The organism is Candidatus Kinetoplastibacterium crithidii (ex Angomonas deanei ATCC 30255) (assembly GCF_000319225.1).
GTDB lineage: Bacteria > Pseudomonadota > Gammaproteobacteria > Burkholderiales > Burkholderiaceae_B > Kinetoplastidibacterium > Kinetoplastidibacterium crithidii_B.
Map to the genome: position 1 here is coordinate 385,593 of NC_019815.1, position 14,985 is coordinate 400,577.

Annotated in this window: 16 protein-coding genes and 1 pseudogene; 6 read left to right on the forward strand and 11 right to left on the reverse strand. The window is 28.0% G+C overall.

Going from position 1 to position 14,985, the window contains the following annotated elements:
- Positions 1-16: 16 nt before the first annotated feature.
- Positions 17-1,075: a signal recognition particle-docking protein FtsY gene (gene ftsY / locus CKCE_RS01735; protein ID WP_015238605.1), complete on the reverse strand. Its 1,059-nt coding sequence runs from the start codon at positions 1,073-1,075 to the stop codon at positions 17-19.
- Here ftsY and rsmD point away from each other — a divergent pair.
- Positions 1,074-1,631, forward strand: coding sequence for a 16S rRNA (guanine(966)-N(2))-methyltransferase RsmD (gene rsmD, locus CKCE_RS01740; RefSeq protein ID WP_015238606.1), 558 nt, complete (start codon positions 1,074-1,076; stop codon positions 1,629-1,631). The two genes, ftsY and rsmD, sit on opposite strands and share 2 nt — an antisense overlap.
- On the opposite strand, the gene CKCE_RS01745 is transcribed toward rsmD, so the two are convergent.
- The 5 genes from CKCE_RS01745 to surE form a co-directional block, all read right to left on the reverse strand.
- Positions 1,628-3,523, reverse strand: coding sequence for a peptidylprolyl isomerase (locus tag CKCE_RS01745; RefSeq protein ID WP_015238607.1), 1,896 nt, complete (start codon positions 3,521-3,523; stop codon positions 1,628-1,630). The two genes, rsmD and CKCE_RS01745, sit on opposite strands and share 4 nt — an antisense overlap.
- 63 nt (positions 3,524-3,586) lie before the next feature.
- The gene (rlmD, locus tag CKCE_RS01750) at positions 3,587-4,897 is read right to left on the reverse strand and encodes a 23S rRNA (uracil(1939)-C(5))-methyltransferase RlmD (RefSeq protein ID WP_015238608.1); all 1,311 of its coding nucleotides are present in this window, start codon (positions 4,895-4,897) and stop codon (positions 3,587-3,589) included.
- Positions 4,897-5,679: a 3'-5' exonuclease gene (locus CKCE_RS01755; protein WP_015238609.1), complete on the reverse strand. Its 783-nt coding sequence runs from the start codon at positions 5,677-5,679 to the stop codon at positions 4,897-4,899. Before CKCE_RS01755 ends, rlmD begins: the two co-directional genes overlap by 1 nt.
- Entirely contained in the window at positions 5,676-6,455 is a 780-nt protein-coding gene (locus CKCE_RS01760) for a peptidoglycan DD-metalloendopeptidase family protein (RefSeq protein ID WP_015238610.1), read from the reverse strand. The genes CKCE_RS01755 and CKCE_RS01760 overlap by 4 nt, the downstream gene beginning before the upstream one ends.
- 63 nt (positions 6,456-6,518) lie before the next feature.
- Positions 6,519-7,271, reverse strand: a complete 753-nt coding sequence (gene surE / locus CKCE_RS01765) for a 5'/3'-nucleotidase SurE (protein WP_015238611.1) — start codon at positions 7,269-7,271, stop codon at positions 6,519-6,521.
- A gap of 71 nt (positions 7,272-7,342) precedes the next feature.
- Here surE and plsY point away from each other — a divergent pair, with 71 nt between their 5' ends.
- Entirely contained in the window at positions 7,343-7,966 is a 624-nt protein-coding gene (plsY, locus tag CKCE_RS01770) for a glycerol-3-phosphate 1-O-acyltransferase PlsY (RefSeq protein ID WP_015238612.1), read from the forward strand.
- A gap of 4 nt (positions 7,967-7,970) precedes the next feature.
- On the opposite strand, the gene tsaD is transcribed toward plsY, so the two are convergent.
- Entirely contained in the window at positions 7,971-9,011 is a 1,041-nt protein-coding gene (gene tsaD, locus CKCE_RS01775) for a tRNA (adenosine(37)-N6)-threonylcarbamoyltransferase complex transferase subunit TsaD (RefSeq protein ID WP_015238613.1), read from the reverse strand.
- A gap of 132 nt (positions 9,012-9,143) precedes the next feature.
- On the opposite strand from tsaD, the gene trxA reads away from it, so the two are divergent.
- Entirely contained in the window at positions 9,144-9,461 is a 318-nt protein-coding gene (gene trxA / locus CKCE_RS01780; protein ID WP_015238614.1) for a thioredoxin, read from the forward strand.
- A 23-nt stretch (positions 9,462-9,484) separates the two neighbouring features.
- On the opposite strand, the gene CKCE_RS01785 is transcribed toward trxA, so the two are convergent.
- Genes CKCE_RS01785 through queE form a run of 4 tightly spaced genes read right to left on the reverse strand, consistent with a single transcriptional unit; the run spans position 9,485 to position 11,653 of the window.
- Positions 9,485-10,063, reverse strand: a complete 579-nt coding sequence (locus CKCE_RS01785; RefSeq protein ID WP_015238615.1) for an IMPACT family protein — start codon at positions 10,061-10,063, stop codon at positions 9,485-9,487.
- Between the two features lie 51 nt (positions 10,064-10,114).
- Positions 10,115-10,585, reverse strand: a complete 471-nt coding sequence (gene tadA / locus CKCE_RS01790) for a tRNA adenosine(34) deaminase TadA (protein WP_015389081.1) — start codon at positions 10,583-10,585, stop codon at positions 10,115-10,117.
- The gene (gene queD, locus CKCE_RS01795) at positions 10,575-11,021 is read right to left on the reverse strand and encodes a 6-carboxytetrahydropterin synthase QueD (protein WP_015238617.1); all 447 of its coding nucleotides are present in this window, start codon (positions 11,019-11,021) and stop codon (positions 10,575-10,577) included. Before queD ends, tadA begins: the two co-directional genes overlap by 11 nt.
- Positions 11,018-11,653: a 7-carboxy-7-deazaguanine synthase gene (gene queE / locus CKCE_RS01800; RefSeq protein ID WP_015238618.1), complete on the reverse strand. Its 636-nt coding sequence runs from the start codon at positions 11,651-11,653 to the stop codon at positions 11,018-11,020. The genes queD and queE overlap by 4 nt, the downstream gene beginning before the upstream one ends.
- A gap of 101 nt (positions 11,654-11,754) precedes the next feature.
- Between queE and CKCE_RS01805 the strand changes: the two genes are divergently transcribed.
- The 3 genes and pseudogenes from CKCE_RS01805 to lysS all read left to right on the forward strand — a co-directional run bounded on the left by CKCE_RS01805 (position 11,755) and on the right by lysS (position 14,960).
- A complete protein-coding gene (locus tag CKCE_RS01805; RefSeq protein ID WP_015238619.1) occupies positions 11,755-12,222 on the forward strand; it encodes a GatB/YqeY domain-containing protein in 468 nt (155 codons plus the stop codon).
- Positions 12,223-12,249: 27 nt separating this feature from the next.
- Positions 12,250-13,353, forward strand: a pseudogene (gene prfB, locus CKCE_RS01810) (peptide chain release factor 2).
- Between the two features lie 83 nt (positions 13,354-13,436).
- Positions 13,437-14,960, forward strand: coding sequence for a lysine--tRNA ligase (gene lysS / locus CKCE_RS01815; RefSeq protein ID WP_015238621.1), 1,524 nt, complete (start codon positions 13,437-13,439; stop codon positions 14,958-14,960).
- The last annotated feature ends 25 nt before the right edge of the window (positions 14,961-14,985 follow it).

The following is a 14,985-nucleotide window of genomic DNA, read 5'->3' on the forward strand; positions in this document are numbered from 1 at the left end:
AATAAAAAAATATTTTTTATTTATCTAGTATAGCTGCTACAAAATCTTTAGCTACAAAAGATAAGATGTCATTCTTATTTTCTCCTACACCTATCCAATAAACAGGAATTTTACGAATATTACTTTTACCATAAGCTACAGAAACTAAAATACCACCCTTAGCAGTCCCATCTAACTTGGCCATAAACAAGCCTGATATACCAATATAATTATCAAAAGCTGATATTTGTGCAATATTATTCTGACCTGAGTTGGCATCTAAAACCAGTATAGTTTCGTAAGGATCAGCATTGTTTGCTTTAGATATAACCTTTTTTACTTTTGTCAATTCGTTCATCAAATTTATATTTGATGGTAATCTTCCAGCAGAATCTATAATAATAACATCAACATTTTTAGCCCTGCCAAAATTAATACCATCAAAAACCACAGAAGAAGGATCTTGTATCCCTATTTTAGAGTATACCATTATATTATTAATATCACCCCATTTCTGCAGTTGATCTACAGCAGCAGCACGAAATGTATCAGCTGCCACCAATAAAACTGTCAAGTTTAAAGATTTAAAATAGGAAGCTATTTTACCAATTGATGTAGTCTTACCTACTCCATTAGCTCCAACAATTAAAAAAATGCTAGGCTTATTATTAATATGAATTTTACTTTCTAAAACTTTTAAACGATCAGTTAATATTTCATATAATTCATTTTTTACCTCTTTAATCTCAAATGTATTTCTTTTCAAGAATTTAGATTTTAACAAATTTATTATATCGCTAGATGCTTCAAATCCTACATCTGACATTATTAAAGCAGACTCCAAATCTTCAAAAATAGCTTCATCTATTGTTGATTTTCTAAAAAATCTATTTAAATTATTACTTGTATTAGATAAACTTTTCTTAAGCGATGTAAAAATAGAATATTTATTATAATTATTATCTTTTTCGCAATTAATATTTTCTTGATTCTGTTCATTTACAAAGTCTTCTTTTAATATTTTTTCTTCTGATTCTAATATAGTATTACTAGAACTAACATTTTTATTAAATTTACTTTTCAAAAAATCAAACATGACTAATAACTCTGTTTATATTATTTCTGGAATATATAGGAATACCAAAATTACATTTCCTAAAATTAATGGATTGCGTCCAACTCCGAATAGAGTTAAAGAAACATTATTCAACTGGATAAATAATAAATGGAATAACAATTTTACAGATAAAAATATACTCGATTTATTTGCTGGCAGTGGATCATTAGGATTTGAAGCAGCTTCCAGAGGCGCTAATTTTGTACAAATGGTAGAGTATAACAAACAGGCGATAAAATCAATTCAACTTACCTGCAAAAAACTATCACTTAACCAAGTAAACATATTTCCTGGAAAAGCTATAGATTTTCTTCAACAAAAACAAACGAAACAATTTGATCTAATTTTATTAGACCCTCCATTTCAAAATAATGAATTTGAAAAAATATGGAATTATTTACCAAGAGTGCTAAATAGTAATAGTATAGTTTATATAGAATCAAATTTAATAGTACAAATACCAGATTATCTAAATTTAATACGCACAAAAAAAGCTGGAAAAGTTTATTTTAACCTTTATGAATATAATATCTAATCTATTTTTAAATTAAGAATATCATTAATATTATCAAACAATCTTAAATTATAGTTATCTCTCAAATATCTAATAAATGCCATAGACTCAGATTTACCATAACTATCAAAAAATATTTTCCTAAAATTTTTATTTATATCATCATCATGAGTAATATTTTCATCAATTTTTTCTAATTTAATTATGTAAAGACCAGAATCTAATGAAATAAAATCATAAAATGGTAATTTAGAATGTGACATCTTCATAACAAAATCAGAAACTTCTGTTGGAATACCAATACTCTCTTTATTCCGCATACATTCTATAGGCTTGGAAAATTTGTTTGACAAATTTTTAGGGAAATTACCATTATTTAAAGAAATTAAAAGTTCTTTAGCCTTTTTTATTGCCAAATCTCTACTTTTTTCAGATATCACAACTTTCTTTATAGAGTCTTTAACTAAATCATATGGTGGAATGAAAGCTTCATTTAAAGAATTTATTCTAACAATAACAAATTTCGTAGAAGAAAGCTGGACAAGATTATAATTACGATCATTATATAAAAAATCATTAAATAATATATTTAATATTTTCCTATCTTTAAAATAATTATTCTTAATGTCATCAGAGTTAATAACACCACCATCTCTTGTTAATCCGTATAAACTGTGTTTCTTTAAAGATAATTCTGTAGCAATCGCACTTAAATCTTTATTGTCATAATAAATAGAATCTCTAATTTTTGATATTAAATCTACGAAAAGCAAATTTTTCTTTTGTTTAAAAATAATATCTTTTATTTGATCTTTAGTATAACTAATGTTATTAGCTTTTTTTATAAGTTTAACTATATAAAATCCATCATTAGTTTCTATTATATTAGATATCTCACCTTCTTTTAGATTAAAAACAATTTCAGAAAATTCAGGTCCATAATTATCTGATAAATGATCTTTACTATAAAAATTATTTATCTGGCTATTATTTACTTTACTAATAGCGAAAGACTCAAACTTATTTGGATCTTGAACTACAAGTTCCAATATGTTTGAAGCATTACCTATGTCTAATAATCTATCATCCTTCTTTTTTATATAAATATAATCAAAAGAACGTACTTCATTATTACCTAAAATATTTTTATCATAAAAATGATCTACATCAGAATCTGTTATATCAAAATCCAAAGATATATTATCTTGATCTAGAATTAGATAATCAATATCTATATTAAAAGGAATTTCTAATAATTCATTATTATTTTTATACCACACTAAGACATCATCTTCTTGAACTGATACTTCATCTTCAAATTTTTTATATTTATAATCTATTAAACGTACAGTTCTTTTTTGTAGAGAGGATCTGGTAAAATGATCTAATAGCTTTTCAGGAAATATAGGAGATATAGCAATAAAATTTATTAGTTTTCGTCCTGCTAAATAGGTTCTTTGATCTTCTTCAAATTCTCTTGGCGTAATTCCTGCACTACGCAAAGCACTTATGTAATTCGATTTAGAAAAATTATTATAGCCATTACCCCAATCTAAAGAAGATATATATTTACAAAGAACATCGTCAGATACAGATATTTTTAAATCAAGCGCTGTTTTATTTAAAACATTTGAATTTATAAGTTCTTCTAAAAAAGATTTTCTCATTTTAGGTGTATCTACCAAAGATATATCTATATCATCTTTAGTATCTGAAATAACTTTTCTTATAAAACTAGAATAAGTTTTTTCAAAATCAAAAAGCGTTATATTAGAATTACCTATAGAAACTATTTTTTTATCTTTATGAGACTTATTAATCATCATTATCCCAGAAAAAAAAATAGCTGGTATAATGAGAATTATTGCTATTAAAACAATCCAACGAGATTTTTTTCTAAAAAATTCAAACATAATATTCAGCAATAAAAATAACTATAATAATTATATATACAAAATCATCAAGAATTAAAAACACTATAATTCGAGTACTGTTATAGATTCAACATGTCCAGTATGAGTAAACATATTTATAACTCCTGCGCATTTTAAGGTATAACCACACTCATATACTAATACATTAACATCCCTAGATAAAGTAGAAGGGTTACAAGAAACATATACTATTCTTCTTGGCAAAAACTTTTTTTTACAAACAGACAACGATTTAACGATAGAAAATGCTCCATCACGAGGAGGATCTAATAGCAAAATATCAAAAATTTCTAGTTTAGAAAACCAATTCATTTCTATTTCAAATAAGTTAACAACTTTAAAACTTATAATTTTATCTAATTTATAAAATGTTGCTATATTTGAAGCTCTAACAATCAAATCATTATTTATATCTATACCTATAACTTTCCTAGCCTTTGTAGCTAATGGCAAAGTAAAGTTCCCAAGACCGCAAAACAAATCTAAGATTACGTCTGATGGCTTAATATCTAGCAATGATAAAACTCTTGATACCATTATCCTGTTCACTGAATGATTTATTTGCGTAAAATCATTCACATTAAAATGCATTAGAAACCCAAATTCAGGTAATGAGTAGTATAACTCTCTGTCGTTATTACTTATCTGATAAAGCTCTTGATTCTTCCCTCTTTGAATCCAACATTTAGTATTATATTCCTTCTCAAATTTCAACAAAAGACTTTTGTCAGTATAACTTAATTGATTAGAAGTACAAATTGACAAATGAATTACTGAGTTATCTCCTATAGATACTTCTATATTAAATATATTCCTTGAAATTGATAGTTGAGAAATAACCTCTCTCAATGGTGAAATTAGTTTACTAATGTCATTATGCAAAATTGGACAGTAATTAATATCAGTAACAAATAGACTACGACGCTCCAGAAAACCAATGGAAACAAAAGATTTTTTCGATCCTAATTTTACAGAAAATTTTGCCCGACACCTATATTGCCAATCTAGTCCATAAATAGCCTGTAAAATAAAATCTGGATTTATTTTTCCTAAATGAAATAAATTATCTTCTAATATACGCTGTTTCATAGATACCTGTGATTTCGGATCTATATGCTGCATAATACAACCACCACATGTACCAAAATGCTTACAAAGTGGTTCTTTTCTAAAATTTGACTGAGTTACTATCTGTTTTAATACTGCTAGATCATATTTTTTTGTTTTTCTAACGATATCAACTACTACTTTTTCTCCAGGCAAAGCACCATCAACAAATACAACTTTATTATTGTAACGTGATACACCTCTAGCATTTAAATCAATAGAATTAATCTCTAAAATATCGCTCACTAAATAATATCCTTCCAAGAAGCAATAAATTTAACCCAATGATCATCTTCAAGATTCGAAATATATTTTTTTAACAAAGAAACTTCTTTTGTATAAGAATCAAAATCTAAAGAACCTTCAAACAAACAAAATCTACAATACAACAACCAGGTATTTACAACATCTGTCTCACAATATGATCGAATAGATTTTATGTCACCATTACACCAAGCTTCCCATACCATACTGCCATCCATTCCTATCTTGCCAGGAAAATCACATAGTTTTGCTAATTCATCCATAGGAACACTCGCACGTACGTTATACTTTGACAAAACATCCATCAAATCTATATGTCTACTATGGTAGCGATTTATATAATTATTAAATTTAAATTCTCTATTATCATCACCTAAATCCCAATATTTACCAGAAATAACTTTATTAATTAAACTGCGATAATGAATAACTGGCAAATCAAACCCTGAGCCATTCCAAGTAACTAATCTAGGTGTATAACGATTTATAATTTTAAAAAATAATAACAGTATTGATTGTTCTGAATCATTTTCTTGTCCTAATGTTTTTATGCTTACTACATCAGCATTCCTAAACAGACAGCTAATAGAAACTATTCTATGCAAATGCAATGGTAGGAAATCATGTCCATTTTTCTTTATACGCTCTTGCTTTACTAGTTCAAGTAACTCGAAATCAGAAAGATCTCCGTCAAAACTATTCAGCTTTCTTAAGCCATCTATATCAGGTATAGTTTCAATGTCGAATACTATTATTGATTTCATCTTACAGGAAGAACTTTTAATGGATCTATTGGAACTCCATTTTTTCTAATTTCAAAATGTAATTTACAATAATCTGAATCACTCTTTCCCATTTCTGCAATATTCATATTTTTAGAAACCATATCACCAGCAACAACCAAAAGTTTACTGTTATGAGCATAGGCTGTTATAAATCCATCATCATGACTTATAATTAATAAATTACCAAAACCACGCACTCCGTTACCACTATATACAACCTTCCCATCAGAAGCTGCCACAACAGAATCCCCAATATTTCCAGAAATATCTATACCTCTATTATAAGAATCAAATTTCGTTATAATATCTCCATTGCAAGGCCAACCCCAAGAGTCATTATTTATAGTTGTTTTTCTTTCTTCTATACTAAGCTTATTTGTATTTCTAGTAAAATTTACAGATTTATCAATATTTACATAAGATTTTTTTCTTTGTGAATTATAAATAGAAGTTGGTATATATAGCATATCACCAATTTTTATAACATCATTATTAATCCTGTTAATTTCCTTAATAGTTCCAATATCAATATTATGATGCTTAGCTATTTTAAATAAACTATCACCTGATTGAACTATGTAAAAATTGAATAAACGCAAATCATCATTAACAACTGGAATATCCGTGATTCTAGCCATATCGTGACTACAGTTACTACAACCACATAAACAAAAAGATAAAGCCACAACAAATACAAACAAAAAATCGTATGTTATTTGTCTTAATTTACTAAAAAGCAAAACAAAAATAATCATATGTCAAAAATAATCTTTGAAAGAAAACATAAAAAATATTAATAAATTCATAACAATTAGAATTTAAATATCTATTTTTGAAACCCATTCTTTTAAAAATGAAATATCGGCATTAACATATGAATCTATTTCTAGCAATGTAACCGATATATGATTTTTAGAAATTGCATGAAAATCAGTCCCTTCAATATCATCAACAGAAGGTCCTAATTGACCTATCCAATAAACTGGATCTCCATAAGGATTATAACTTTTTATCATATTTTTAGAAGGTAGTCTTTTACCTAATTTTGTTACTGAAATCCCTTTTATAGCACTTAAACTAACATCAGGTATATTTATATTCAATAAAAAAAGACTATCTATACCACAATCAATATAACTCTTAACAAAAATGCTAGCGATTCTCACTGCACTATCTATGTGATTCCAACCTTTACCCACCAAAGAAAAAGCTATAGCAGGAACACCAAGAACGTAAGCCTCTCTTGCGGCAGCAACAGTTCCTGAATACAAAACATCATTACCCATGTTTGCTCCGTTATTTATTCCAGATATTACTAAATCTGGTTTTTTATCTAGCAATCCTGTTAAAGATAAGTGTACACAATCTGTTGGAGTACCATTCAATATCATGAAACCATCAGAATTTATATGAACATTCAATGGTCTATTAAGAGTTAGTGAATTAGATACACCACTACAATTAGATTCTGGTACAACAACTTGTAAATCTACTATACTTTGCAAAGAGTCAGCTAACTTTTTTAAACCTTTAGCGTGGTAACCATCATCATTTGATAAAAGAATACGCATTAAAAACCTACATATAAATTGATTAATAATTATAATACTAAAACTATATCACATAGTCATGGAGGCATATTATGTATACAGAAATACTAAATAAAAACTATTTGTTATTAATATTAATTTCCTATTTAATTGGATCAATTCCTTCTGCCATTTTAATCAGTAAAATTATGCATTTAGAAGATCCAAGAACATTCGGATCAAAAAATCCAGGTGCCACTAACATGCTAAGAACTGGAAATAAAATTGCTGCTATAGCAACTCTTATTGGAGATATATCAAAAGGATATATAGGTTTAAAAATAGTACAGTTATATTGCTACAATCCATCAACAGAAATAATATGTTTTAGTGCAATTGCTATATTATTAGGTCACATATACCCTATATTTACAAAATTTATAGGTGGTAAGGGTGTTGCTACATTCTTCGGAATTTTAATGAATATCGAGCCGACACTGGCCTTTATTTCTTTTGCAACATGGTTAACAACAATAAAAGTTTTTAAATATTCCTCTCTTTCCTCAATTATAGTTAGCTTACTAACACCAATATATTATGTAATATTTGATAAAATACTATGGAAAGCAGAAAAACCTTTTTTAATATTAATAATTACAATATGCACTATACTCTTATATAGACATCAAAACAATATTGCCAGATTATTACAAAACAAAGAAAACAAGATCAAATAATATATTAATATATACTATTTACATCTTTTAAATTCCATCTTGGTTTCACAGACAAATTATATTTAAGACTATTCATGTTAATTAAATTATGTTTAAGTCTCAAATATGCAGCAAAGGAAATCATGGCAGCGTTATCAGTAGATAACTCCAATGGTGGAAAATAAACTTTACAAGACAAAGATTTTAATGAATCTAGCATAGTAACACGCAATAAATTATTAGCACTTACACCACCAGCAACTACTATTGTTTTAATACCTGTTCTCTTTACAGCTAAATAACTTTTATGTATTAATATATCTATTATTGATTTCTGAACAGATGCAGCAATATTTGCTCGAGCTATATGATCAAACATTTCTTTGGACTGTAGTTCTTTTATCCTAATCATTGCTGCTGTTTTCAAACCACTAAAACTAAAATCTAGACTAGGACTATTAAACATAGGCCTTGGAATTTGAAATACATCAGGATCACCATTAACTGCTAATTTTGCAATTTCTGCCCCATTACAATAATCTAAGCCCATTAATCTAGCGATTTTATCAAAAGCTTCACCAGCTGCATCATCCAAAGTTTCCCCTATCACATTATAATCACCAATTTTATTAACTGCCATTAATTGAGTATGACCACCTGACACCAACAAAGAAATAAATGGAAACTCCAGCTTTGCATTGGAAATCAACGGTGACAATAAATGACCTTCTAGATGATGTATTGGAATAGCAGGTATATTCATAGACCAAGCTGCAGTTTGTGCAAAACTAGATCCGATTAAAAGCGAGCCACTTAATCCAGGACCAATAGTATAAGCAACAGCATCTATATCAGAAAAAGACAAGCCGCTTTTTTCAAAAGCTTTATTAGTCAAGAAAGAAATTTTATTTAAATGATCTCTAGATGCTAATTCTGGAACTACACCTCCATAATCTTTATGTATGAGAGACTGGTTATTTACCAAATTTATAACAACACCTCGATTACTACAGAATATTGATACTCCAGTATCATCACAAGAACTTTCAAAACCTAGAATAATCATTAAAAAAATCTCTAATAATATATTATAATATGCATTATAAAACAAACTTAATGGTAGAATAAAAATGTTCCTATAAAGAACAATGTACTGAACTAATACTTAAAAATAAATCTACAAATTTACGAGGTAAAGATGAACTTACTAAATTTAGATCAAGAATCATTTAATGAAACTATCAAAAAAGATGGTATCATTGTAGTTGATTTTTGGGCTCCTTGGTGCGGCCCTTGTCGTAATTTTGCTCCTATTTTTGAAGAAGCTTCGAAAAAATACAAAGATATTTTATTCGTCAAAATAAATATTGATAATGAATCTAAGTTAGCCTCATCATTAAATATTAGATCTATACCAACAATTTTAATATACAAAAATCAAGAAATAGTATATTCAAAACCAGGATCTTTATCAGCAAAACAACTAGAAGAAATAATTAACACAGCAAAACAATAAACTATTGAAACGATATTACTAAATTATAACCATATAGCACTACCTTTAGTAATATCGTTCACTAGCCTAATGACTAAATCAATATTGTTGCATGGCATCTTTATTTTAATAACAACAAATTTGCTATAAAACTCCTCTTCTAATAAATCAACATGATTCATTTTTCTGAGTCTATTATTCAACAAAGAAAAATAGCTAACTTCGAGTTTGCATTTTAAATATGAGTAATTAACAACATCTATTAGTGTTCCTGCATTCACACATTCAGAAGCACAAAAACGATAAGCTCTGACTAAACCACCACTTCCTAATTTCACTCCACCATACCAACGTGATACAAGTATGGCGATTCTATCTAAGTTATTCATTTCTATAACATCAAAAATAGATTTTCCTGCTGTTCCACTGGGCTCTTTATCATCATTTAAACGAGCCGTACTACCAACTCTAAAGGCCCAGCAGTTATGAGTTGCTGTTCTAGAAAAATGTTGTTCAAAAAAAAATTCTGCTTCTTTATAGCTACCAACATATGATGCATTCGTTAAAAAACGACTTTTTTTAATAAAACATTCATATATACAACTTCCAGTCAAAGTTTTCATACATTTAAACTTCGAAATAATTGCAATAAAAAATAATTGGAGAGTAATGCATTAAGAAATGCTAGTGCGTAAATTCTTAAAAAATTTACTTAAAATATGGCTGCAATTTGATACGAGATCACCATTAAATTGTAAAACATTAGTATGATGGTTTATTTCTTTCAAAGAAGGCAAATTAATAACACTACCACAAACTCCTGTTTTATAATCTTTTGCTCCAAAAACAACTTTTGTTATTCTAGCACTAAAAATAGCACCTAAACACATAAGACAAGGCTCTAAAGTTACATATAGACTCATTCCTGAAAATCTATAATTGTTTATATTTTTTGCAACAGAACGAATCGCAACTATTTCAGCATGAGCAGTGGGATCATTATCAACTATAGTCCTATTATAACCGTAACCAATAGGGTTTCTATCACTATCAACTATAACAGCACCTACTGGAACTTCCCCAATTTTATAAGCATTCTCAGCCTCTTTTAATGCTAATTCCAACATCATGTGATCATATTCCATGATATTCAGCCCAACAATTAGGAGTTTCATAAATACGTATTTTTTTTAAAATCAAATGCTTATCATAGACTTTTTTATAAACAGGAAATAAAATATTATAAGCAATTAATGATAAGTTTTCTGCTGTTGGCACTCTATCTAAAACTACAGTTTTATGATCAGGTAATGTGCTTAAAAAATTCAAAACCAATAGATCTTGATCATGTACTAAAAATGAATGATCCCAGTTTGAAACAATATACTTCATAGCAATTGATTTAACATCAGAAAAATCCATAACCATACCATAATCACATTCGCTATTAACTTTAGATAAAAAACCCTCCAAAGTAATTTCTAATACATATCTATGACCATGTATGTTTTTACATTGACCTTTATGATTAGGAATCCTATGACCAGCATCAAATTCTAACTTTCTAGTAATTGAAATCATGGAATACCTATATATTTATGAGTTTGAAGACTAAGATGCCATTTTGGATGTGTAATACAATATTCAACAGATAATCTAGTATTCTCTTTTATATTAGCGTCATCTAAAGGCTGAAGAAAAAAATGTTCGAAATTCATACTTAGTAAACTATCTATGTTCATATTTGACTGCGGATAAACAACTTTAAGTTCATTACCATATTTTAAAATTATATCCCTTGATACTTTAGGACTCACACAAATCCAATCTATACCATCAGGAGGAATAATAGTACCATTTGTTTCAATCGCAATAAAAAAACCAGCATTATGCAATGCATCAATTAATTCCACATCAACCTGGAGTAATGGTTCACCACCAGTTAGAACAACATAACGATCTTCATAATTCTCACAACCCCATTCCTTTGAAATACTATGCACTAATAAATCAACATTTTTAAATTTACCTCCATTAACACCATTAGTTCCAATAAAATCAGTATCACAAAACTTGCAATCTGATGTTAATCTATCTTTTTCCAAACCATTCCATAAATTACATCCTGAAAATCTACAAAAAACTGCAGCCCTTCCAGAATGAAAACCTTCACCTTGTAATGTTTTAAATATTTCTTTTACAGAATAAGACATAATAATAATAATATAAAAATAATAAGACCACTAATATAGTACAAAACATTTCATAAATCATTTAATATATTGAAATATACTATACTTTTTTATACTATCTTATGAACTCAATAAACATTAAAGACACTATACAGGATAAATTAATAGCTGCATTGAAAAGTCATCAAACAGAAAGACTAAGTACTTTAAGACTTTTGTTAGCAGCAATCAAAGAAAAAGAAATAGAGAAAAGGACACAACTTAATAATATTGATATAATTTGTATAATTGAAAAACAAATAAATCAAAGGTTAGAGTCAATTCAAGAATTTACAAAAGCCAATAGAGAACTTAGAGTAATACAAGAAAAAAATGAAATTTTAGTTCTTGAAGAGTTGTTGCCGAATCAAGCCTCAGAGGAAGAGATAAATCAAGTAATTAACAATGCCATTTTGGTTGTTGAATCAAAAGGAATCAATGGCAAAGCCTCGATTGGAGAAACAATAAAAATTATAAAAAAAGAATTGATTGGTAGAGTTAACATGTCAGCAATCTCTAAAAAAATCCACGAACTTTTTAGTAATAAATAAAAATATAAACTTACCAAATTGCAAAATATGAATATAGAAGGCCAAAATAACATACTAATTACAATGAAAGATTTTCTAAAAAGAGTACTCGAATTACGGAGGTATCTTTGAATATGATAAAAAAATAGAGAGATTAAAAATTATTGAATCAGAATTAGAAAATCCTGATTTATGGAATGATCATAGTTACGCACAAAAAATTAACAAAGAAAAAAAATATTAGAAGAAACAGTATTTGAGCTAACTAAAATACACGATGATATTGAAGACTCTATAGAAATGTTTCATTTGGCACAAATAGATAATGACAATCAATTAATCAAGAGCTTAGAATCTAATGTCATTTTATTCAAAGAAACAATTGAATCATTAGAATTCAAAAGGATGTTCGTAAATAAGACTGATTCTCTCAATTGTTTTTTAGATATTCAATCTGGTGCTGGTGGTACAGAAGCACAAGACTGGGCTTTTATGTTAATGAGGCAATACATAAGATATTCAGAAAAAAAAGGTTTCAAAATCGAAATTCTAGAAGAGTCATTAGGTGAAATTGTAGGAATAAAATCTGCTACATTAAAAATAATTGGCAACTATTCATATGGGTACCTAAGAACTGAGACAGGAATACATAGACTTGTTAGGAAAAGCCCTTTTGACTCTTCTAATGGTAGACATACATCTTTTGCTAGCATATTTGTATACCCAGAAATAGATGACTCATTTGAAATAGAGATAAACCCGTCTGATTTAAGAATAGACACATATAGAGCTAGTGGTGCTGGTGGACAACATATTAATAAAACTGATTCTGCAGTAAGAATAACGCATAACCCTACAGGGATAGTAGTGCAATGTCAAAATGATAGATCCCAACATAGAAACAAAGCCGAAGCCTTACAAATATTAAAATCTAAACTATATGATTTAGAAATAAGAAATCGTTTGCATGAAAAAAAATTATTAGAAGACTCAAAAACTGATGTTGCCTGGGGACACCAAATAAGATCATATGTATTAGATCAGAGTAGAATTAAAGACAATAGAACAAATATTGAAGTATCTAATACACAAAAGGTACTAGACGGTGATTTAGATGTTTTCATTAAGTCAAGCCTTAAACAAGGAATATAGATATATACCTTACAAATAATAAAGTTAGCGAAATATTACATTAATTAATAATTTATATATAACAACAAATCAAACCAAATACCATGAATGAGCATACAAACAATAGTTATGAAGATACAGAGCACAATAAACTAATAGATGAAAGACGTGCTAAATTAGAAAAAAATAGAGCAGCAGGTTTTAACTATCCAAATAATCTTATACCAAGTAATAAAAATATAGAATTAATAGTTCAATATAACACTTTAAGCAAAGAAAAACTTCAAGAAGCTAATATTAAAGTTCATATTGCTGGACGCATAATGCTTAAGAGAATCATGGGAGCTGCCAGTTTTGCAAGTTTGCAAGATAGCACTGCTAGAATACAATTATATTTAGATAAGAAAAAAATAGGTAATGATGTATATCAAGAATTTAAACAATTTGACATAGGCGATATAGTATATGTCGAAGGAATAATGTTTAAAACAAACAAAGATGAATTATCTGTACATGTTTCTTCCATAAAAATAATATCTAAAGCTATTAGACCAATGCCTGATAAATTTCATGGTATAGCTAATCAAAATATAAAATATAGACAACGATATCTTGATTTAATAATATCAGAAGATACTCGTCAAACTTTTAAAACACGTAGTGATGTAATTAATTACATTAGACAACATATGCATGAATCTAGTTTCATGGAAGTAGAAACTCCTATGCTACATGTAATACCAGGTGGAGCTGCAGCTAAACCTTTTGTCACACATCACAATTCTCTCAATATGGATATGTATCTGAGAATAGCTCCAGAGCTATACTTAAAAAGACTAATAATTGGTGGCTTTGAAAGAGTTTTCGAATTAAATCGTAATTTTAGGAATGAAGGAGTAAGCCCTCGACATAATCCAGAATTTACAATGATGGAATTCTATGCCGCGTACACTGATTATAATTGGTTAATGGATTTCACTGAAGATTTGATAAAGAAAACAGTTCTTTTAATACATAAAGACTCTAAAATAGAATATCAAGACAAACAATTAGATTTTTCTAAAGAATTTGAAAAAATTAGCATATGCCAAGCTATATGTAAGTACAATCCACAATATAATTATAACTCTCTAAATAACAAAGAATTTTTATATAGTGAAATAATAAAATTAAATAATAAAATTAATATAGAAAATTTACAAACAATATCATTAGGATATTTACAATTATATTTATTTGAAGAAACTACGGAATCAAAAATATGGGAACCTACATATATAATTGACTATCCTACCGAAACATCACCTCTTGCAAAACAATCAAACTCACGTCCTCAAATTGCAGAAAGATTTGAATTATTTATAGCAGGACGTGAAATAGCTAATGGCTTCTCAGAACTAAATGACCCAGAGGAACAACTACAAAGATTCCTTGACCAAGTTAATAAGAAAAATATAAATATAGAAGAAGAATCACTATTTTTAGATCTTGATTATGTTAAATCATTAGAGTATGGCATGCCACCAACTGGAGGATGTGGGATAGGAATAGATAGATTACTAATGTTGTTAACTAATAAAAACAATATTAGAGATGTCATATTATTCCCTCACATGAGACCAGAATAAAACCATAAAACTAGCACATAAATAG